The sequence below is a fragment of the Mucilaginibacter paludis DSM 18603 genome (assembly GCF_000166195.2).
Classification (GTDB): Bacteria; Bacteroidota; Bacteroidia; order Sphingobacteriales; family Sphingobacteriaceae; genus Mucilaginibacter; species Mucilaginibacter paludis.
Map to the genome: position 1 here is coordinate 3,331,464 of NZ_CM001403.1, position 21,514 is coordinate 3,352,977.

Below are 21,514 nucleotides of genomic sequence, written 5' to 3' on the forward strand. Positions count from 1 at the left end.
CATCTTCATATGAAGCCAAAGTATATTATCTACCCTTTATTAATCTTATTGATAGGCTACCTTGTTTACAATAAATTTTATGGCAGCAAAGCTAAAGAGGCCAGTGCATTGGCCGGTCCGGGCAAAAAAGGAAAAAAAGGCGGCCCGGTTCCGGTTAATGTAATGATCGTTAAAGATACAGCATTTAGCACTTCCATTGATGTAACCGGAACCATTGAAGCCAATGAGCAGGTGGAGCTGCGCAGCGAGACTGCTGGCAACATCACAGGTATTTATTTTAACGAAGGCGGCCACGTACAAAAGGGACAGTTGCTGGTAAAGGTTTATGATAAGGATCTGCAGGCTTCCTTAAAGCAAATACAAGTACAGATTAAGCTGGCCCAACAAACCGAGTACCGTAACAAGGTATTGTATAGCAAAGAAGCGATAAGCAAGGAGGAATATGATATATCGTTAACCTCGCTAAACTCTTACCAGGCACAAGCCGACCTGGTGAAAGCCCAGATTAGTAAAACCGAGGTTCGGGCTCCATTTTCGGGCATTATCGGTTTAAGAAATATCAGCCCCGGCGGCTATCTTTCTCCCCAGGGATCCATCGCAACGCTTGTAAATATCGATCCGGCCAAAATAACCTTCTCTGTCCCCGAAAAATATTTATCGCTCATCCACGTCAACAGCAAAATCAAATTTAATATAGAAAGCTCACGCCAAACATTTACCGGCGTGGTATACGCTATTGAGCCTAATATCGATATTACCTCCAGGTCAATTACGCTCAGGGCAAGGGCCGACAACAAAACGGGCATATTAAAAGCGGGTAGTTTTGCCAAAATTCACTTTGATCTGGACCAAATACCGAAAACCATCATGGTACCTACGGAGGCTGTTATCCCCGATATTAAAGGGAGCAATGTTTTTTTAGCTAAAAATGGGCTCGCCGTTCAAAAATCAATCAAAACGGATACCCGTACCGACGCCCAGCTACAGGTGGTGAGCGGTTTAAAAGCAGGCGACAGTTTAATTGTTAGCGGCATTATACAAATGCGGCCCAAAGTGGCTATCAAGGTTGTAAAAGTTATTAAGTAAAACTTATGAGTTTATCCTCTATCAGTATAAAAAGGCCGGTTTTGGCCACCGTGCTATCCATTGTTATTGTGGTGTTCGGTATTATCGGTTATAACTTTTTGGGGGTCAGGGATTTTCCTTCCGTCGATCCGCCCATCATCACTGTAACTACCAGCTATTCGGGTGCAAACTCGGATGTAATAGAATCGCAGATAACCGAACCGCTCGAGAAGGTAATTAACGGTATCCCGGGCATTCGTAACATCTCATCAACAAGCTCCGTTGGTTCCAGTAATATCACCGTTGAGTTTAACCTGGATGCCGACCTGGAAACCGCGGCTAATGACGTGCGCGACAAGGTAGGGCAGGCCCAAAGGCAGTTACCACAGGATATTGACGCGCCCCCGGTGGTAACCAAGGCCGATGCCAACGCCGACCAGATTATTACCCTGACCGTAAGCAGCAATACCCGTAATATTTTGCAGATTGACGATTATGCAGAAAACGTTTTACAACAGGCCCTGCAAACCATACCAGGTGTAAGCTCTGTAAACGTACAAGGGCAGCGCCAATATGCCATGCGTTTATGGATCGACCCCACCAAACTAACGGCGCTCGGTTTAGCTGCAAGCGACATCAGCGCGGCCTTGAACAAAGAGAACGTGGAGCTGCCTGCCGGTAAAATTGAAGGAAACACCACTGAGTTAACCATACGTGCCTTAGGTAAGTTAACTACCGAAAAAGACTTTAACAACCTGATATTAAAAGCCGACAGTGCACATGTAATTCACTTCAGCGATGTTGGCTATGCTATTTTAGGAGCTTCAAACGAAGAAACGGGCTTAAAAGAATCAGGCATACCCGAAGTGGGTTTGGCCATTGTGCCACAGCCGGGAGCCAACTATGTACAGATAGCCAAAGATTTTTATAAACGGCTCGACCAGGTGAAGAAGGACCTGCCGCCCGATATTAAGGTGGAGGTAGCGCTGGATAATACCCGCTTTATCAACCAATCCATCTCCGAGGTTGAAGAAACCTTATTGATATCATTTGTACTGGTAGTGATCATCATCTACCTTTTCTTCCGCGACTGGCTTATCGCCTTCAGGCCGCTGATCGATATACCTGTATCGCTGATCGGTACATTTTTTATAATGTACGCTTTCGGCTTCTCTATCAATATATTAACCCTGTTAGGTATTGTGCTGGCAACCGGCTTGGTGGTGGATGATGGTATTGTGGTAACCGAGAATATTTATAAAAAGGTGGAAGAGGGTATGCCGATCAGAAAAGCAGCCTTTGAGGGGTCAGCCGAGATATTTTTTGCGGTTATATCAACTTCGGTAACGCTGGCAGCGGTGTTTTTGCCCATTGTATTTTTACCGGGCTTTACAGGGCGCTTGTTCCGCGAATTTGCGGTAGTAGTGGCGGGTTCAGTGTTGATTTCGGCATTTGTATCGCTGTCGTTAACCCCGATGCTGAACGTTAAGCTGATCCGTAAAAATCAAAAGAAATCCAGGTTTTACGAAAAAACCGAGCCTTTCTTTGTTTACATGACAACGTCGTATACCGATTCGCTTGTTAAATTCATGAAACGCAAATGGGTGTCGGTAGTTATCCTGCTGGGCTCGTTCGTTATTATCTTTTTTACCTACAAAGCCCTCCCTTCTGAATTGGCCCCGCTTGACGACCGGAGTTTGCTCAGGATGTCGGTTACAGGCCCCGAAGGCGCATCGTACGAGTTCATGTCCAAATACATGGACAAGGTATCCAGGGTAGTTGAAGATTCCATTCCCGAAGCAAAAGTTAATATTACTTACGTAGCTCCCGGTAACGGCGGCGCAGTAAATACGGGTTTTGGCCGCGTTGGCCTGGTTACGCCGGATGAACGTACACGTACACAGCAGCAATTAGCCGATTATTTAACCAAAAAGCTTTCGCGGATGCCCGATGCCCGTACCTTTGTGATACAGGAACAAACCATCAGCGGCGGTGGTAGCGGCGCCAAAACATCGCTGCCAGTACAATTTGTAATCCAGAACCAGGATTTTGAACAACTGCGGAAAGTGTTGCCCTCGTTTTTAGCCGAGGCGAATAAAAGCACGGTATTCCAGGGAGTGGATGTAAATCTTAAGTTTACCAAGCCGCAGTTATCCATCGTTACTGACCGTGACAGGGCCCGCGACCTTGGCGTTTCGGTGAGCGACATTGCTCAAACGCTCCAATTGTATTATAGTGCCGGCCGTTTAGATTATTTCCTGATCAGCGGCAAGCAGTACCAGGTAATTGCACAGGTTGACCGTGCCAACCGCGATAAGCCGCTCGATCTGGCTTCGGTTTACGTACGCAACGCAGCAGGTAAACTAATCCAGTTGGATAACGTGGTAAAAATGACCGAGAACTCAACTCCGCCATCCATTTATCACTTTAACAGGTTTAAATCGGCAACGGTATCAGCAGGCCTGGCGCCTGGCCGCACCATTGGCGATGGTATTGCCGAGATGCAACGTATTGCTAAAGATGTGATTAAAGATCCGTCCTTTAGCTCAGACCTGGCCGGCCCTTCCCGGGATTATGCCGAAAGCTCATCCAATATTCTATATGCCTTTGCGTTTGCCCTTTTGTTGATCTATCTGGTACTGGCCGCACAATTTGAGAGTTTTATAGATCCTTTTGTAGTGATGTTAACCGTACCGCTGGCTATTGCCGGGGCATTTTTATCTCTATGGCTGTTTAACCAAACGCTCAATATCTTCAGCGAAATCGGTATGATCACCCTGGTAGGTTTGGTAACCAAAAACGGTATTTTGATAGTTGAGTTTGCTAACCAGCGGATGGAACATGGCCTGTCTAAGCTTGACGCCGTGATTGAATCGGCCACATCGCGTTTAAGGCCTATCTTAATGACAAGTTTAGCTGTAGTGCTGGGCGCTATACCTATAGCCTTCGCTTTAGGAGCGGGCGCTAAAAGCCGGGTATCTTTAGGGATTGTAATTATGGGTGGGATGCTCTTCTCGTTGGTGTTAACCTTATATGTTATCCCAATGATGTATGTCATTTTTTCGCCCAGCGTAAAACGCAATCCTGATGATGAGCCTGAGGAAGAAATAACACAACCTGAAGTAAAAGGGCTTTTACTTGAACATAATTCATAATTGAAATTATAACGATGAAACTTTTTAATATTAGGCTGTTCCTGTTTGTTGGCTTTTCTGCAACGTTTGTTGCCAATGCGCAAACAGCATCCTTGCTCACTTTGAAGGATGCTGTAGAAATTGCGCTGAAAAACAACTATAACATTAAACTGTCTGCCAACAATACTACAATTGCCAAAAACAATGTTACCATAGGTAACGCAGGTATGTTACCTTCGGTAACGGGCGATTTATCTACAACAAACAGCATCCAGGACACCCGGCAAACCAAGGTTGATGCATCGGGAAACACAACGGTAACGCAAATCAACGGCGCAAACAACAGCACCGTTAACTATGGCGTTAGCTTAAACTGGACCATTTTTAATGGCTTCGCCATGTTTGCCAATTACGACCAGTTAAAGCAACTGAACCAACTTAGTGAGGTAGCCGCCCGCGATACGATACAAAAAACCATAGCCGACGTAATAACCACGTACTATGACCTGGTGAACCAGGACCAACAGGTAAGAGCCCTTAAAGGAGCCATAGCTATATCACGTACGCAGCTACGCTATGCCAATGATAAATTTCAGGTTGGCCGGGCTTCACGCCTGGATGTTTTAAATGCCGAGGTGAATGTAAATACCGATACATCAAGCCTGCTTACACAAATCCAGCAATATAAATCCATCCAGATCAGGATGAATCAACTGATGGTGCGCGATTTACAAACCGACTTTACCGTTATTGATACCATTGTAATTGACCAGAAACTTAAGCTGGGGGATATACTGAGCCAGGCACAAACAGCTAATCCCGAAATATTGATCGCCCAGTTGAACAGATCATTGGCCGAAACAAACTTACGGCAGGTAAAAGCCACGCGGTACCCAGTAGTAGGCGTATCAACAGGCTACGGTTTTACCGATAGCAAAACCCCGGCCGGATTTGCCCGTCAGCAAAATTCAAAAGGTTTAAACTACGGGCTTACCGCATCCGTTAATATTTTTGATGGTCTTAACCAATGGCGCCGCGAACGAAATGCCAAACTACAAATTGACAATGCCGCTATCAGCGTAAGCAAAACCAAACAAGCTATTGAGGCTCAAATTAATAATTATTATGTAAGTTACCTCTATGGCCTTGATCTGGTAAAATTAAACCAGTCCAACGTGGTCATCGCCAAGCGGAATCTGGATATTTCCCTGGAGAAATACAAACTGGGCAACATCACTCCGCTGGAGATCAGGGAAGCGCAAAAAAACTACCTCGACGCACAATCAAGGTATTTCCAGGCCCAATATCAAGCCAAATCGTCAGAAATAACCTTGAAAGAAATCACAAATAGCATTAACATTCAATAGTAATTTCGCTATTTTAATATAAAGCACTATTTTTGAAAGGTGATGGAGTCAAAATGCTATAATTTATGCCTTCTGATTGACGATAATTTTATCGATAACTTTGTTACGAGAAAAATTTTAGAAAGCGGCAACTTCGCCAAAGAAATTGTTGTTTATCAATCCGCACCTGAAGCTATCCAAGCCTTAAAAGACAAAAAGATTGTTCCAGATGTGATTTTTTTAGATATCCGGATGCCTTTAATGGATGGTTTTGCTTTTTTAGATGAATATGATAAGTTAGTGATAGACCACAAACAGGATATTAAGATTTTTATGCTTTCATCTTCTTTGGATCCGGTGGATTTCCGCCTATCCACTCAAAATAAATATATAACCCAATTTATACACAAGCCCATTACCCATAAAGTTTTGGAAGCCATTTGTATATGATCATTGTTGCCGATAGCGGTTCTTCAAAAACAGATTGGTTAATTGAATGCCCCGGCTCGGAGCCGCAGGAGTTTAGAACTTCGGGGTTAAACCCCTATTTTTTAACCGAAAAAGAAATTATTAAGGTGATCCAGTCGCAGGGTAGTGCATTTGTAAAAATGGCTCCCCAGGTGAGCGAGGTCTATTTTTTTGGCGCCGGTTGCTCCAGCCCCGATAGGCGCGAAATGGTATCGAACGCCCTTAGCCACCTATTTTCTAAAGCATTTGTAAGCGTTGATAGCGACCTGTTAGGGTCTGCTTATGCAACCTGCGGGCACGCCAAAGGCTTTTGTTGCGTTTTAGGCACCGGCTCAAACATCTCGTATTTTGATGGCGAGGAGATTTACGAAGGCAAGCACGGCCTCGGTTTTGTTTTAGGCGACGAGGGCTCGGGGAGCTGGTTTGGCAAGGTGCTGGTAACCGATTTTTTATATGGCAACATGCCAAAAGAAATAAGCGACCTATTTTACCAACAATACAAAATTGACAAAGAGCTTATCATCAAAAACGTTTATCAAAAACCGGGCGCTAACTCTTACTTAGCATCTTTTACCAAATTTTTGAGCGAAATAAAATCAACCGCTTACAGCCAGGAAATAATAAAAAGGGGCCTTTCGGAATTTGTAGAGAACTGCATCAAAACCTACCCCGATTATCCCGACTATAACTGCCATTTTGTAGGCTCGATAGCCTACCATTTCGGAGACGAACTAAGAGATATCTGTGCTCAAAGCGGCGTGCATGTAGGCAAAATCATCAAGCAGCCCATTCGCGATCTGCTTGAGTTTGTAAAGGCCAGGAATAACGCTTCATAAATCAGTCTCGAGCCGGGAGTTCTTGGCGATGAGCAACCCGTTTGCGCGACAGCTGTTTAAACAAAATAAACACAATACATAACAAGGCAACCAAACTGCCGGCTTTAGGGATATAGTCGCCAAACTGTACATAAAAGGTGATGTCGGAGTTGAGGTTAATATCTTGTTTTAAGGCAGTTTTTACCCACCATTTGCTTTGTTTTACAATATCGCCCCGCTGGTTAATAAATGCCGAAATACCTGTATTGGCCGAGCGGCAAACCCAGCGGCGGGTTTCAATGGCGCGTAACTTGGCGTAATCTAAATGCTGGTCTTTACCGGATGTGTTTTCCCACCAGCCATCGTTGGTAATAATAGCGATAAACTGTGCGCCTTTTTTTACATAATCGGCCACATAACCACCCCAGATCGATTCGTAACAAATTACGGGTGCTGCACCGATGCCGCTTTGCGAATAAAATACCGTAGGCTCCTTTTGGCTGCCGTAACTCCCGGTGGCGCCACCCAAATGCTCAAAAACCGGCTTTAAAAACGACAAAGCATTGCCAAAGGGCAATGACTCGGCACCCGGAACCAACTTCGACTTATGATAAAACTGAACCGCTGCCGAATTTTCGATGTTAACAGCGGCATTAAAAACATCATAATATTGATCTGTCCCCGGTATACGGCTGGCCGAAGGCGTTAAGTCTGAACTGTAAAGCTTAGTGCTTTCAATTCCGGTTAACACGTTGCCATTTTTATACTTATTTAAAAAATGCTGCACCTGCAAAAAATATGCATTGCTTCGTATTTTGTCTTCGTTGATAGGTTCCGAATCATAAATGGCTGTTTCGGGCCATAAGAAAAACTCGGTATTGGGCTGCCCGATAGAATCGGATAAATGGATGAGGCTATTTACCTGCTCCATTGGCGGTATAGAAATCACCTTGGCGTAAGGATCAATATTGGGCTGCACCACCACAATATTAGCCGGGTCGGGGTTCTCTGTATAGCTATAATATTTATATAGCGAAAAACTCAAAGGCAATATAACCAGCGCGACCCATATACTAACTTGTGTTATCCTTGTTTTAGTGGGTTGAGCTTCGCGTAAGCCGGTATAAATTAAAAAGATAAAAATATTAGAGAGCCAGATCCATACCGTACCGCCGTACACCCCGGTATACTCATACCATTGCACCCATTGATGGGTTACAGCGAAGCCGTTACCCAATGTCATCCAGGGGAATTTCAAATCCCAGCACTGGTGCAGGTACTCATATCCAATCCACAAACAAACCAATAAGGCTAAGCTGATATTGCGGTTAACAATAAGCCTTAACCTAAAATACAACCAGCAAGCCGTTGCCATAAGCAGGGGGCCCAGGGAGTAAGGGATAAATGAAATAGGGATAGCCACAATCTCTCCCACTATTTTAAGGGAATTGTAAACCCAATAAATGCTTAAGGTGTTCCAGATAAAAAATCCAAGGAAAGCAACCCGGAATATTTTGTTGCCTTTACGACGAACGTTGGATTGAATGATATTTTCCATGGCCACCAGCATGGGTACTAAGCCAAATAATAATAGTACAGGGGCATATGGCGTAGGTGGCCAGGCTATCCAAAGTAACAAGCCGGAAAATACGGCTAATAGAATGTTTTTTTTCATTTAATGATGGTAATCGTATTATGATTCATTTTTTCAAGTATCGTTGCGAGTACTCATTGGGCAACCCGCGAAACACATGTCAAACTTTGTCATTGCGAAGTTATACAAAGCGGACATGTCTCCGTGCGATTGCTCGTTATTTGCCAATGGAATCCTCGTTAAGCCGCTGATAATCAATGTGAAATTGTCATTGCGAGGGACGAAGCAATCGCGAACTATGCAGAGTGAACATGCTTCCATGCAATTGCTTCGTTCCTACCTATAACAAGTTTAGTTTCTGAGGTAAGCATCGCACAGAGCCTCATCAAAACACCTCGTACAGGGCCATTCCGCAGGACCTTCGACAGGCTTATAATGACGTCTTCTTAAATCATTGACAGCCAGTATAAAAGTGTCATTGAGGAACGAAGCAATCGCGAACTATGCAGAGCGAACATGCCTCCGTGCGAATGCTTCGTACCTTATAATGACATCTACTTAAGTTATTGATAATCAATGCATCTGTTTTGCTCTGATTATCAGTATTCTTAATTTAGATCATCGGCCCGGTAGAGTAGAGCGGGAAAGTAAAGCACTTTCCCGACTCCCTCGTCAATCCGTACGTGCGGTTTTCCCGCATACGGCTTTCCTAAAAACTTCGTCATCAGCATTCACAGTTGAACCGTCAGAAAGCGTATTTTGTTGGGTCTATTAGTCCTTTCTTTTGAACCAAGGCCTCAAAAGCTCTTTGTCTGTAAAGCTTACACTTTCTTTGGCTCTTGCGGTTGTAGTAGCGATTGAGCTTTTCGTGAAGATAATTTCGTAACCGACGTTTGCTCACCTGTACGTAGCTGACTCCTTTTATGATATAGTAGTTCAGCCATCCCCGGATACGACTATTAAGCTCTTCTACTATTTCACTTGCCGGACTATGACCGTGCTTTTTCAGATATTCACTTAACCCACTCCGCAATCGCTGCTCTGATTTTTTGCTCGGAGATATATTCCAGTAGCGTCCATTTCTGGACACCAGGCTCTTGTCGTACCGGATCGTGTGCCCCAGGAAGCTGAAAGGCGCCTGTTCCGATTGGATTTGTTTGCTCTTGAGTTCATTCAAGGTCAATCCCATCTTCCCCAGTATCATTTTCAGTCTGTCAAGTACTTCCTTAGGTATGACCTTCCCCATCAGTACGAAATCGTCCGCGTATCTGACTATCGATACGCCCATCCTGCTAAATATACTTTCCGGTTTTGTTACTATCCGGTCCAGTAGATGTAGATAGATATTAGACAGCAACGGTGATATCACGCCGCCTTGTGGGGTGCCAAACTCATTTTTCTTCCCGCCCTTAAACTGTCCGTCCTCAAATACAGGCACTTTCAGCCACATGCTGATCAGTCTTAGTATCCTTGGATCGCTGATCCTCTCTTTGAGCGTTTTTAGCAGTTTATCATGCGGGATCGTGTCGAAATACTTGCTTAAGTCTGCATCAAATACTTCCGTCTTCCCTGCCTGCAAATGCCCCTTGATCGCTGTCATCGCATCCTTTGAACTCCGCCCAGGCCTGAACCCGTGCGAAACTTCTTTAAAGTCTGCTTCGAATATCGGCTCAAGGATCATTTTACATACCGTCTGGGCTATCCTGTCTTTTACCGTGGGTATGCCTAAGGGCCGTTCCCCGCCATTGGCCTTCGGGATCATCACCCGTTTTACTGCTTCCGGACGGTAGGTTTGCTTTCGTAATTCTTCTCCCAGTGTGTGCAGGTAGGTTTCTACGCCTCCCCGTTCTACATCTGATATCCGGATTCCGTCTATTCCGGCTACGCCGTCATTGGCTTTAACCTGTTTCCACGCTGCCCTTAGCATATACGGTATGAACAGCTTATCATACAGCACATAAAACTTGTACTTCCGCTCCTGCTTGGCTTTCTGATATAGTTTCCCCCGGAGTGTTTCTACTCTTTCCGCATCCGGGATCTCACGCCGCCGTCTTTTAAACAGCTCGCCCTGCTTCCCTTCTGCTTCGACCTTCTTATGATTTGTTACCATCAATTTTGTCCGTTTTTGTTCTCTTGGAAACCTTATTCATAGTAATGCCCCTTCGCTACTCCCGCTTTTACCTTTTCGGGACTCAAACACTACTATGGACATATCCGACTCCCTCGGCAATATGCCGACATGCATATCCCGTTAGGGTCTCCCACGTTCATGCGCTACCTTCGTCCTGCACGCAACACCATTCTACTCCGGGTATCTGACAGTGTTCTTATTGCCGTTATTCCCACTGTCATGGCAGGTTTAAGCAAATGAGGGTGCTTGACCGATATCCTTTGGCGTAACGAAGCCTTACTGGTGCAGCTTACAGAACCATCTCGCCTGAGCTTCACATTGTTCATTTCTTCCCAATGTGCCAGGCTTACTTCAACCCGAACGGCAAATTTGGTTGTAAGGCTCTTTCATCCTTTAGGTATTTAATTATTACTAATACGCACGCCTCGTGGCGCACCTCAATCGCCGCGGGAAGGGGCTTGTCACTTTTTGTCTTGATACAAAAAGTAACCAAAAACCGACCGTAGGGAGCTCATGAACACCTTAAAAAAACAAACACAGGTGAATAAAATCAAGACTGCCCGATCCTTCCACCCACAGGCCAGCTCCCGGCCCGGCGTGCAGTCGGGGCCTTTGCCCACTTTTCCTATCTGCGCTTGGTAATCTATAAGGTTCAAACGTCATCCCTATTTTTTTCCGGCTGTTCGGGTCCATTACTTATAATGACATCTACTTAAGTTATTGATAATCAATGCGTCTGTTTTGCTCTGATTATCAGTATTCTTAATTTAGATCATCGGCCCGCTCAAACGCCGCGGGAAGGGGCTTGTCACTTTTTGTCTTGATACAAAAAGTAACCAAAAAAATCAAGACTGCCCGATCCTTCCACCCACAGGCCAGCTCCCGGCCCGGCGTGCAGTCAGGCTTTTGCGCACATTTTTTATCTGCGCTTGATAATCTACAAGGTTCGAATGCCATCCCTGTTTTTTTTCGGCTGGCCGGATCGGATACTCGAATGACATAGTTTAAGATGCTTTTAAACATCATCCCTGTTTTTTTCCTTCTGGACGGATCGGTCAGTTAGGATGACAGCTTTCGCGCACAAAAAGTGTATCATGCTTGCCCCCGTCAGGCTCAGTAGTCGAAGCACGGTATGGTGGCCCCTGCAAGTTGCATTCTGTTAACATTCAGCTTTCATGGACCTCCGGTTTTAAAATTTTGCAATACCGTTTTTATATTTCTTTTGATTCTCGTTTCTTACTTCCGGCTTCCCCGCCACGCAAATTACAAATTCGCCCTTTACGGTATGGGTTTCAAAATAGTTTTTTACTTCAGTTACGGTCCCGCGTACCGTTTCTTCAAACATTTTAGTGAGCTCGCGCGATACGGATACCTGCCTTTCTTCTCCAAAATAAGTTATCATTTCTTCCAGTGTTTTTAACAGCCTGTGCGGCGATTCATAAAAAATAATGGTACGCTCCTCGTCAGCTAAAAATTTGTAGCGTGTTTGCCTCCCTTTTTTTATCGGCAAAAATCCTTCAAAACAAAACCTATCGGTAGGGAATCCGGAATTAACCAGCGCCGGAACAAATGCTGTAGCACCCGGCAGGCATTCCACAGGCAATTCATTTTTAACTACTTCGCGCACTAAATAAAAACCCGGATCGCTGATGGCTGGCGTACCGGCATCTGATATCAAAGCAATTTGTTTGCCCTCGTTTAAAAATTTGATAATCTCGGCCGTAGCCTGGCGCTCATTATGCTGATGGTGTGCGTATACCTTGGCGCTAATGCCAAAATGCTTAAGCAAGGGTGCCGAGGTACGGGTATCTTCAGCCAGAATAATATCAGCCTCCTTCAAAATACGCAATGCACGGAGCGTAATATCTTCCAGATTTCCTATCGGTGTGGGTACTAAATAAAGTTTACCGCTCATGTGTGGTTGCTTTTGTTGGCAATTTAGTTGATGGTCCATAGTCAATGGTCGATAGTCCATAGCCATCATATTGGTAGTAGCTGGAGTTTATTGATTCTGACGTAAAAAATCTTGTGCCATTTTTCAACTCTTCGACATGGACCATCGACTATGGACCATGGACTATCGACAATCATCCAACTCCTACCATATACCATAAACAAATTCTATCTTTGCCAAAAAATAAAATAATGCTGCAAGTTAGTTATATCCGCGAAAACCGTGACAATGTATTGGAACGTTTAGCGGTAAAAAATTTCAAACAACCTGAATTGGTTGATGAGGTGCTCAAATTAGATGAGCAACGCCGTCAAACTCAAAACACTTTGGATGGTGTATCGGCCGAGGCCAATGCCGCCGCGAAGCAAATTGGCGAGTTAATGCGTTCCAGTAAAAAAGAAGAAGCCGAAACCATTAAGTCGAAATCCAATATCTGGAAGGAAGATATTAAAAAACTAAGCGAGCAACTATCGGGTATTGAGCAGGAGCTGCAACAAAAAATTGTGCTATTGCCTAACCTGCCGCATTCATCGGTACCTAAAGGGATAACGCCCGAGGAAAATGAAATTGTATTGGAGCATGGCGATAAGCCACAGCTACCGGCCAATGCTTTGCCGCATTGGGAGCTGGCTGCCAAATATAACCTGATTGATTTTGAGCTGGGTGTTAAAATAACCGGCGCAGGCTTCCCTGTATATAAAGGCAAGGGTGCCAAACTGCAAAGGGCATTGATAGCCTTCTTTTTAGACGAGGCCGAAAAAGCCGGGTACGACGAAAGGATGCTGCCCTTGCTGGTAAACGAAGCTTCGGGCTTTGGAACCGGACAACTGCCCGACAAAGAAGGACAGATGTATCATGTAGGTGTTGATAATTTATACCTCATTCCAACAGCCGAGGTACCCATCACCAACCTTTACCGCGATGTGATATTAAAGGCAGATGAGCTGCCTGTAAAAAACTGTGGTTATACCGCTTGTTTCCGCCGCGAGGCTGGCTCATACGGCGCACATGTACGTGGCCTTAACCGTTTACACCAGTTTGATAAGGTTGAGCTGGTACAGGTAGTAAACCCTGATCAATCCTACGAGGTACTGGAGCAAATGAGTTTGCACGTACAGGGCCTTTTACAAAAGCTTGGCCTGCCTTACCGCGTGTTAAGGCTTTGTGGTGGGGATATGAGCTTTACATCGGCCTTAACATATGATATGGAAACCTGGAGTGCTGCACAACAACGCTGGCTTGAGGTATCTTCGGTATCTAACTTTGAAACCTTCCAAAGCAATCGCCTAAAGCTGCGTTTCAGGAATGCCGAAGGTAAAACGCAATTGGCGCATACATTAAACGGCAGCGCCCTGGCCTTGCCGCGTATTGTAGCTACCCTGTTAGAAAACAACCAGACCGAAAACGGAATTAAAATACCCGAAGTACTGGTACCTTATACCAGGTTTGAGTGGATAGATTAAATCCATTTAAAAATTCAACTCCGGCGCAAACTGCGCAGGCCATGTTCTGGATTAACCTGCTGCCTGCTACGGCTGCAGCAACACTGATCTGCTTTTATTTCGATGATGAAATAAGAGCAGATTTTGGAACCTTTGTAGCCTTCGTTTTCATGGTGTTTGGCTTAACGGCACAGGTAGTTTACTTTTTGCAGTTTAACTTTGCCCGGTATGCCAACAATAAATCGTTGTGGATGTATTCCATGGTTTACTCTTGCTGCTGCATACTGGCTTTCCTTATCGTAGCTGCAAGCACCCGGATGTGGGGCTTATTGTGGCTGGCTGTCTACCCTAACATTTTTTTCCGATTAAGCTACCGAAGCTATCATAAGTTACATCCGGATAGCCAAAAAAAGACAGGAATAACGTTTGAACCCAGGTGATTATTAGGTGATGATTTTCGGAGAGATTAAATTCTGATAATCAGTAATTTAAGAAGACTCATGCAAGTAGTGGCCCCGGCTAACCGGAAAAAATAGGGATGACGTTTAAAACCTGTATGCTGTTTTGCACAGAAAGAAATGTGCGCAAAGGCCCCGACTGCACGCAGGGCCAGGCTTGGCCTGTGGGTGGAAGGATCGGGCAGTCTTGACTTTATTCATCTGTGTTTGTTTTTTAAGGTGTTCATGAGCTCCCTCCGGTCGGTTTTTGGTTGTTTTTGTGTCAAGACAAAAAGAACAAAGCCCTTCACGCGGCGATTGAGCGTGCCGATGATCTAATTTAAGAATACTGATTGTCGGAGCAAAGATAGCACATTGATAATCCGTGCACCTAACATGATGCATACTTACCGCTTTTACAAGATTCCTCCTTGCGTCGGGATGACATAATGTAGAAGAGTTTAATATTGACAATCAATAGCTTAACAGCGATTTGTTATGAGTTGCATCCCGGTGACTATTGGGTGCAGAGGCATCTATAACCAGTCATTTATAGAGATTCCACTATGGGTTGCGTCAAGGTAACCGACAGCCCAACATTAAAAAGGAAAACCGATTTAAGCAAAGGACTTGGTGTGGCGTTACAGCCCGTTTTCTAACTCTCCCCTATCAATCTATACTAAATCAATATGCTTTATGGAAAAAAATAAAAATTACTATTGCAGATTTAAAATATTACTGTTTACTTTACCAACGCTAACCAACTGACAGGCAAACGTAACAGATGAACACAAACTCAATTATTACAACCACAACAACTACCACCGGGGGTATATCGGAGGAAGGATAGTTTTTGTAATAACAATTAAAAGATATAAAAACACAGAAAGCCTTCCTCCGAAAGAGAAAGGCTTTTTTATTTGAATAAAAAACCAGGAGAACGGGCATTGGGCATCAATAAAAGGATGTTAAATACTCAGATCTCCATACTCAAATCTAAACAGATGAAGATTTTAAAATTCGGAGGCACATCGGTAGGATCAGTATCAAGCATCGGTACCGTACTCAACATCCTGAAACAGGAGTCCCAAAACGGCCAATTGCCTGTTGTTGTTTTATCAGCCATGAGCGGCGTAACCAATTTACTGGCAGCCATGGCCGAAACGGCATCAACCGGCGGGAACTTTACAGCCGAACTGGCCGAACTGGAAAGGCGTCATTTTGATGTTGTAAAGGCCCTGATGGATGTACAGGCCCAGAATCCGGTTTTTACTAAGTTGAAAATTTACTTTAACGAGCTGGAAGATTTGCTGCAAGGCATTTTGAGCTTGCGCGAGTTAACAGCCCAAACCCGCGACCTGGTATTAAGCTACGGCGAACGTTGCTCTACCTTCATGATCAGCAAAATAGCGGCTCAACAACTCCCTGAAGCCATTTTTGTAAATGCTGCCGAATTGATTAAAACCGACAGCAGCTTTGGCCATGCCAAGGTGAACATGGAGCTTACCGATATGCTGATCCGTAATTTTTATTATGAAAATACCGGCAAAATATTGTTTGTAACTGGCTTTATCTCCAGCAACGAAGACGACCGCATAACAACCCTGGGCCGTGGTGGCAGCGACTATACCGCAGCTATTTTGGGCTCTGCGCTTAATTGCAGCGAAATCCAGATCTGGACGGATGTAAACGGGATGATGACCGCCGACCCACGGATGGTAAAAAAGGCTTTCTCGCTACCAGAACTCTCCTATACCGAGGCTATGGAGCTTTCTTTTTTTGGCGCCAAGGTGATCTATCCGCCAACCATGATACCGGCTTTTTTAAAAAAGATCCCCATCGTGATCCTCAATACTTTCGATACCGATTTTGGCGGTACTTATATCAAACACGATTGTAATACATCCAACCTGCCCATTAAAGGCATTTCATCTATTAACGAGGTGAGCATCATTAACCTTGAGGGCAGCGGCATGGTAGGCAAGGCAGGCTTTAGCGGCAGGCTCTTCTCTATGCTGGCCCGTGAGCAGATCAGCGTGATCCTGATAACACAATCATCATCAGAGCATAGCATTACATTTGCCATTCCTCCCGCGGATGCGGTAAAAGCCCTTTACCTAATTGAACAGGAGTTTGAACTGGAACTCCAGGCTAAAAAACTGGAAAAACCGCAGATAGAACAAAATTTGTCGGTGCTGGCTATTGTGGGCGAAAACATGAAGCAAACTCCCGGTATATCGGGCAAACTGTTCCATGCGCTGGGCCGTAACGGTATCAACGTGCGTGCCATTGCCCAGGGCTCGTCGGAGTATAATATCTCGGTTATCATTTCAAAAAGCGATCTGGCCAAGGCGCTCAATGCCGTTCACGATTCGTTTTTTGTATCCCTCAATAAAACACTCCATGTATTTTGCGCCGGTACCGGTAACATCAGTACAACGCTGTTTAGGCAATTAAGCGAGCACGCCGGTTTTTTAGAGCAGCACAATGGCGTACAGGTTAAAGTTGTAGGCATCATCAATACGCGTAAAATGGTATTTGATGAAGATGGCTTATCCTTGGATAACTGGAAAGAGAGTTTGGAAGCATCGCACCAGGAAGCTGACCTGGACAAGTTTGTAGCTAAAATGAAAACCATGAATTTGCCCAACTGCGTATTTGCCGATAATACCGCCAGCCCTAAGCCTATCGAAAAATATGAGGCCATCTTTAAATCGAACATATCCATTGTTACCTGCAATAAAATAGGGAACTCGGCCTCATACAGCCAGTATAAAACCTTTAAGGATGCAGCCCGCAAGCATGGGGTAGATTTTTATTACGAAACCAACGTAGGTGCCGGTTTACCCATAGTACGCACCTTAAAAGATTTAATGATGAGCGGCGATAGGGTGATCAAGATTGAAGCCATCCTGTCGGGAACGATCTCTTTCATTTTTAATAATTTTAAAGGCGACGCTACTTTTCATGATACCGTAAAAATTGCCCAGGAAAAAGGCTATACCGAGCCCGACCCTCGCGACGACTTACGTGGTACCGATTTTATGCGTAAAATGCTGATCCTTGCCCGTGATGCCGGTTACGTATTGGAGCCCGGCGATGTAAATATTGAAAGCATGCTGCCGCAAGCTTGTTTGGATGCCGGAACAGTGGAGGATTTTTACAAAGAGCTGAACAACGAAAATCAATTTTTTGCCGATATGAAAGCTAAAGCCGAGGCCGGTGGCAAAGTATTACGCTATATAGGTAAACTGGAAGACGGGCAGGTATCAATCACCTTGCAAATGGTGGACGAAAACCATCCCTTCTTTACCTTGTCTGGAAGTGATAACATCATATCCTTTACTACCGAGCGTTATAAGGAGCGCCCGCTGGTGGTTAAAGGGCCAGGCGCGGGTGCCGAGGTTACAGCGGCTGGCGTATTTGCAGATATCGTGAATGTTGGGGCACATTAAAGCCATCTGATCTCCGAAAGGGAATAAAAAATAGGAATAAAGAATTTTAAATAAAATGGATATCATAAAATCTCCCATTAAGGGGGCGGGGAGCATCAAAGTATTTGCTCCGGCAACTGTTGCCAATGTGGTTTGCGGCTTTGATGTACTTGGTTTCGCGGTAAACGCACCCGGCGATGAAGTAGTGATGCGCATAACCGGTAAGCCGGGTGTAACCATTAGCAAAATAACAGGCGATAATGGTAAACTGCCTTTAAGTGCGGATAAAAATACCGTAAGCGCCAGCGTACAGCATTATTTAAAGCACATTAACCGCACGGATATTGGTGTGGATATTGAGTTGCACAAAAAAATGCCTATCGGCAGCGGGCTGGGTTCAAGCTCGGCGAGTACGGTGGCGGGTTTATTTGCCATCAATTCGTTATTGGATAACTATTTAACGCCAATGGAACTGGTTCCGTTCGCCATGAAGGGCGAAGAGCTGGCCTGCGGTTATGGCCATGCCGATAACGTAGCGCCGGCTATATTAGGGGGCTTTGTGCTGATCCGCAGTTACGAGCCGCTGGATATTATTAAGCTGCCCGTTCCCGAAGGGCTGTATTGCGCCATTGTATTTCCCGATGTGGATGTGCCCACCCGGGATGCGAGGCAGATGATTCGCAGTAAGGTATTACTGAAAGATGCAGTTGTACAATGGGGTAATGTGGCCGGCCTGGTGAGCGGCTTGTTTATGAACGATATAGACCTGATTGGCCGCAGCATGAAAGATGTGCTGGTTGAGCCTACGCGATCCATTTTGATCCCCGATTTTTATAAAATGCGTGAAATGGCTATGGAAATGGGCGCCGTTAGTTTCGGTATTTCGGGCTCAGGGCCATCTGTTTTTGCGTTTACACGCGATGAACAAACGGCTGCCACCATCACGCAAAAAATACAACAACACTTAACTGGTTTAAATATTGCCAGCTATACTTATGTTTCGGCCGTTAACCAACAGGGCCCTAAAATTATAGGATAAATAGCATCATGAATTTTTATAGCACCAACAGCCCTTTAACCCAGGTTCCGTTTAAAGAAGCGGTATTTAACAGCTTACCGCAAGACAGGGGCCTATATATGCCCGTGAGCATCCCGCAACTGGATGCCGAGTTTATTGAAAATATCGACCAATATTCCCTTCCGGAGATTGCCTTTAAGGTAGCTCAAACTTTATTAACCGATGCCATCCCCGAAGAAGAGCTAAAGGCGATTATTGATGATGCCATCAACTTTTCGGCTCCTGTGGTAAAGCTGGAAGAGGATGTATACGTGCTGGAGCTTTTCCACGGCCCATCATTGGCTTTTAAAGACTTTGGCGCCCGCTTTATGAGCCGGGTAATGAGCTACTTTTTAAAAGATGGCGAGCAACTGCTTGACGTATTGGTAGCAACTTCCGGAGATACCGGCGGCGCGGTAGCGCTGGGCTTTTTAGGCGTACCCAATACCAGGGTTACCATACTCTATCCCAAAGGCAAAGTTAGCCCCATCCAGGAGCAGCAGTTAACTACTAATGGCAAAAATATTCGCGCCATTGAAATTGACGGGACTTTTGATGACTGCCAGGCGCTGGTAAAGCAGGCCTTTACAGATGCCGAACTGAACAAAAAATTCAGGCTGACATCGGCAAATTCCATCAACATCGCCCGGCTGATTCCGCAAACGTTTTATTATTTTAATACTTATGCGCAATTGCTGCGCGAGGGTAAAAACGAGGTGACCTTCTGTGTGCCGAGTGGTAACTTCGGTAATATAGGCGCCGGTTTACTGGCCTGGAAAATGGGCCTGCCGGTAAAGCAATTTATAGCTGCCACCAACGCTAATGATACCGTTCCTGCATTTTTAACTACGGGTGTTTACCAGGCTAAGCCATCGGTACAAACACTATCAAACGCGATGGACGTGGGTAACCCCAGCAACTGGGTACGGATAGCCGAAATGTTTAAAGGTGATACAGCAGAACTAAAAAAACTGATTGAGGGCGTAAGCTATACCGACCAGCAAACTGTAGAAGCCATTAACCAGGTTTACAATCAATACAACTATATAGTTTGCCCACATACCGCTATAGCCTGGAAAGCCCTGGTGGACTGGAAAAGCAGAAACCCGGAGGATAAAAGCGCGGGTGTATTTTTAGGCACTGCCCACCCTTGTAAATTCCCTGATGTTTTCCCTGCCGATATTGAAAGCACAATTATTGTGCCTGAGTCGGTAAAGGCAATGCAGGATAAATTGCCGGTAACTAATGCCATGAATAGTGATTTTGAAGGCTTTAAATGGTGGTTGACGGAGAATGCGTAGATTGTGATTGTTTATTTTTTTTCAGAAGTATTGGCGAATGCAATTGGGTGTCTGGGGAAATTGCGATGATATTTGAAAGGCATTTCAAACTTTGTCATTGAGTAACCCACCGGGCCTCACCCTGGAAAAAACAGGGATGACGTTTGAAACCTGTTGGCTATTTTGCGCAGAAAGAAAAGTGTGCAAAGGCCTGACTGCACGCCGGGCCGGGAGCTGGCCCCGTGGGTGGAAGGATCGGGCAGTCTTGACGTTATTCACCTGTTGTTTATTTTTTAAGGTGTTCATGAGCTCCCTACGGTCGGTATTGGTTACTTTTGTGTCAAGACAAATTGCGGTAGCAATCATTCACACCAAAAACAAACAATAGTGAATAACGTAACAGCCCTTCACGCGGCGACTGAGCGTGCCGATGTTGTAAATTAAGAATACTGATTATTGGAGTAATAATACGTTTTGATAATCAATAACTTAACAAGGCGTCATCATAGGGAGGCAATCGCACGGAAGAAAGTCCGCCTTGCATAGCTCGCGATTGCTTCGTTCCTCGCAATGACAAATGAAGAAAGGGCGACTAAACAATCTCTATACTATACGGAGTGGACTTGCGAGGCCACCGTCCTCTGTAGATTGCTCAGCGCAATAATTTGTATTTACAATAACTTAATGGCATCTACAATGAATCAGACTATTAACCTCAACAACTATTTAATTTTACCATGATCAACACCATCATCTTCGACCTCGGGAACGTTTTAATAGACTGGAATCCATACCACTTATACCGGAAAATTTTTGATAGCGATACTGAAATTCAGCATTTTCTGGAAACTGTTTGTACCATGCATTGGAACGAAGAGCAAGATGCCGGGCGCGCCATACAGGCCGGAACCGAAATTTTAGTGGGCCAATTTCCGGAACATGAAGCTAATATCCGTGCTTACTACGGCCGCTGGGATGAAATGCTGGGCGGTGGAATTGAGGGAACAGTTAATATCTTCAAAAAATTAAAAGATAGCAGCCGGTATAAAATTTATGCGCTCACTAATTGGTCTGCCGAAACTTTTCAGATCCCGTTAAAACAATACGACTTTTTGCACTGGTTTGACGCCATTGTAGTATCAGGCGACGAAGGCTTGCGTAAACCCGATCCCCGGTTTTACCAATTACTGCTTGACCGTTATGAGGTAAAGCCAGAAGAGGCCTTATTTATAGATGATAACTACCGCAATATATTGGCCGCGCGCGAAATGGGCATTCAATCCATTCATTTTACCTCACCAGAAGATTTAAATACACAGTTGGGGCAGTTGAATCTGCTTTGATAATATCGCGGTAG

14 protein-coding genes are annotated in these 21,514 nt (G+C 44.8%); 11 read left to right on the top strand and 3 right to left on the bottom strand.

The features are described 5' to 3' along the window. The first annotated feature begins 9 nt into the window (after positions 1-9). Genes MUCPA_RS13975 through MUCPA_RS13995 form a run of 5 tightly spaced genes read left to right on the top strand, consistent with a single transcriptional unit; the run spans position 10 to position 6,849 of the window. Entirely contained in the window at positions 10-1,086 is a 1,077-nt protein-coding gene (locus MUCPA_RS13975) for an efflux RND transporter periplasmic adaptor subunit (protein ID WP_008507189.1), read from the top strand. 5 nt (positions 1,087-1,091) lie between these two features. Next, positions 1,092-4,220 (top strand): efflux RND transporter permease subunit, encoded by a 3,129-nt coding sequence (locus tag MUCPA_RS13980; RefSeq protein ID WP_008507190.1) that lies wholly within the window; start codon positions 1,092-1,094, stop codon positions 4,218-4,220. A gap of 14 nt (positions 4,221-4,234) precedes the next feature. After that, on the top strand, positions 4,235-5,566 hold the full coding sequence (locus tag MUCPA_RS13985) for a TolC family protein (protein WP_008507191.1): 1,332 nt from the start codon (positions 4,235-4,237) through the stop codon (positions 5,564-5,566). Between the two features lie 42 nt (positions 5,567-5,608). Then, positions 5,609-5,995 carry a response regulator gene (locus tag MUCPA_RS13990; protein WP_008507192.1) on the top strand — a complete coding sequence of 129 codons (387 nt, stop codon included), beginning with the start codon at positions 5,609-5,611 and terminating at the stop codon, positions 5,993-5,995. Beyond that, positions 5,992-6,849 (top strand): N-acetylglucosamine kinase, encoded by an 858-nt coding sequence (locus MUCPA_RS13995; protein ID WP_008507193.1) that lies wholly within the window; start codon positions 5,992-5,994, stop codon positions 6,847-6,849. Before MUCPA_RS13990 ends, MUCPA_RS13995 begins: the two co-directional genes overlap by 4 nt. Before the next feature lies 1 nt (position 6,850). On the opposite strand, the gene lnt is transcribed toward MUCPA_RS13995, so the two are convergent. From lnt to rsmI, 3 genes are all read right to left on the bottom strand, one after another. Beyond that, positions 6,851-8,503 (bottom strand): apolipoprotein N-acyltransferase, encoded by a 1,653-nt coding sequence (lnt, locus tag MUCPA_RS14000; protein WP_008507194.1) that lies wholly within the window; start codon positions 8,501-8,503, stop codon positions 6,851-6,853. Between the two features lie 664 nt (positions 8,504-9,167). After that, positions 9,168-10,532: a group II intron reverse transcriptase/maturase gene (gene ltrA / locus MUCPA_RS14005; RefSeq protein ID WP_008507195.1), complete on the bottom strand. Its 1,365-nt coding sequence runs from the start codon at positions 10,530-10,532 to the stop codon at positions 9,168-9,170. 1,210 nt (positions 10,533-11,742) lie between these two features. Then, positions 11,743-12,468, bottom strand: coding sequence for a 16S rRNA (cytidine(1402)-2'-O)-methyltransferase (gene rsmI / locus MUCPA_RS14010; protein ID WP_008507196.1), 726 nt, complete (start codon positions 12,466-12,468; stop codon positions 11,743-11,745). Positions 12,469-12,698: 230 nt separating this feature from the next. Between rsmI and serS the strand changes: the two genes are divergently transcribed. From serS to MUCPA_RS14045, 6 genes are all read left to right on the top strand, one after another. Further along, complete coding sequence (gene serS, locus MUCPA_RS14015) at positions 12,699-13,970, top strand: serine--tRNA ligase (RefSeq protein WP_008507197.1); 1,272 nt, start codon at positions 12,699-12,701, stop codon at positions 13,968-13,970. Continuing rightward, the gene (locus MUCPA_RS14020; protein ID WP_157543904.1) at positions 13,958-14,389 is read left to right on the top strand and encodes a hypothetical protein; all 432 of its coding nucleotides are present in this window, start codon (positions 13,958-13,960) and stop codon (positions 14,387-14,389) included. Before serS ends, MUCPA_RS14020 begins: the two co-directional genes overlap by 13 nt. A 1,001-nt stretch (positions 14,390-15,390) precedes the next feature. Beyond that, positions 15,391-17,841, top strand: a complete 2,451-nt coding sequence (gene thrA / locus MUCPA_RS14025; RefSeq protein WP_008507200.1) for a bifunctional aspartate kinase/homoserine dehydrogenase I — start codon at positions 15,391-15,393, stop codon at positions 17,839-17,841. A 55-nt stretch (positions 17,842-17,896) separates the two neighbouring features. Beyond that, positions 17,897-18,859 (top strand): homoserine kinase, encoded by a 963-nt coding sequence (locus MUCPA_RS14030; RefSeq protein WP_008507201.1) that lies wholly within the window; start codon positions 17,897-17,899, stop codon positions 18,857-18,859. Positions 18,860-18,867: 8 nt separating this feature from the next. Next, positions 18,868-20,178, top strand: coding sequence for a threonine synthase (gene thrC / locus MUCPA_RS14035; protein WP_008507204.1), 1,311 nt, complete (start codon positions 18,868-18,870; stop codon positions 20,176-20,178). A 716-nt stretch (positions 20,179-20,894) separates the two neighbouring features. Beyond that, positions 20,895-21,500, top strand: a complete 606-nt coding sequence (locus tag MUCPA_RS14045) for an HAD family hydrolase (RefSeq protein WP_008507205.1) — start codon at positions 20,895-20,897, stop codon at positions 21,498-21,500. Positions 21,501-21,514: the final 14 nt, after the last annotated feature.

Bases quoted from the DNA above. Each gene is read 5' to 3' on its own strand.
- MUCPA_RS14045 (WP_008507205.1), top strand. From the start codon at position 20,895: ATGATCAACACCATCATCTTCGACCTCGGGAACGTTTTAATAGACTGG.
- MUCPA_RS13985 (WP_008507191.1), top strand. From the start codon at position 4,235: ATGAAACTTTTTAATATTAGGCTGTTCCTGTTTGTTGGCTTTTCTGCA.
- thrC (WP_008507204.1), top strand. From the start codon at position 18,868: ATGAATTTTTATAGCACCAACAGCCCTTTAACCCAGGTTCCGTTTAAA.
- lnt (WP_008507194.1), bottom strand. From the start codon at position 8,503: ATGAAAAAAAACATTCTATTAGCCGTATTTTCCGGCTTGTTACTTTGG.
- thrA (WP_008507200.1), top strand. From the start codon at position 15,391: ATGAAGATTTTAAAATTCGGAGGCACATCGGTAGGATCAGTATCAAGC.
- serS (WP_008507197.1), top strand. From the start codon at position 12,699: ATGCTGCAAGTTAGTTATATCCGCGAAAACCGTGACAATGTATTGGAA.
- rsmI (WP_008507196.1), bottom strand. From the start codon at position 12,468: ATGAGCGGTAAACTTTATTTAGTACCCACACCGATAGGAAATCTGGAA.
- ltrA (WP_008507195.1), bottom strand. From the start codon at position 10,532: ATGGTAACAAATCATAAGAAGGTCGAAGCAGAAGGGAAGCAGGGCGAG.
- MUCPA_RS13975 (WP_008507189.1), top strand. From the start codon at position 10: ATGAAGCCAAAGTATATTATCTACCCTTTATTAATCTTATTGATAGGC.
- MUCPA_RS13995 (WP_008507193.1), top strand. From the start codon at position 5,992: ATGATCATTGTTGCCGATAGCGGTTCTTCAAAAACAGATTGGTTAATT.
- MUCPA_RS14030 (WP_008507201.1), top strand. From the start codon at position 17,897: ATGGATATCATAAAATCTCCCATTAAGGGGGCGGGGAGCATCAAAGTA.
- MUCPA_RS13980 (WP_008507190.1), top strand. From the start codon at position 1,092: ATGAGTTTATCCTCTATCAGTATAAAAAGGCCGGTTTTGGCCACCGTG.
- MUCPA_RS13990 (WP_008507192.1), top strand. From the start codon at position 5,609: ATGGAGTCAAAATGCTATAATTTATGCCTTCTGATTGACGATAATTTT.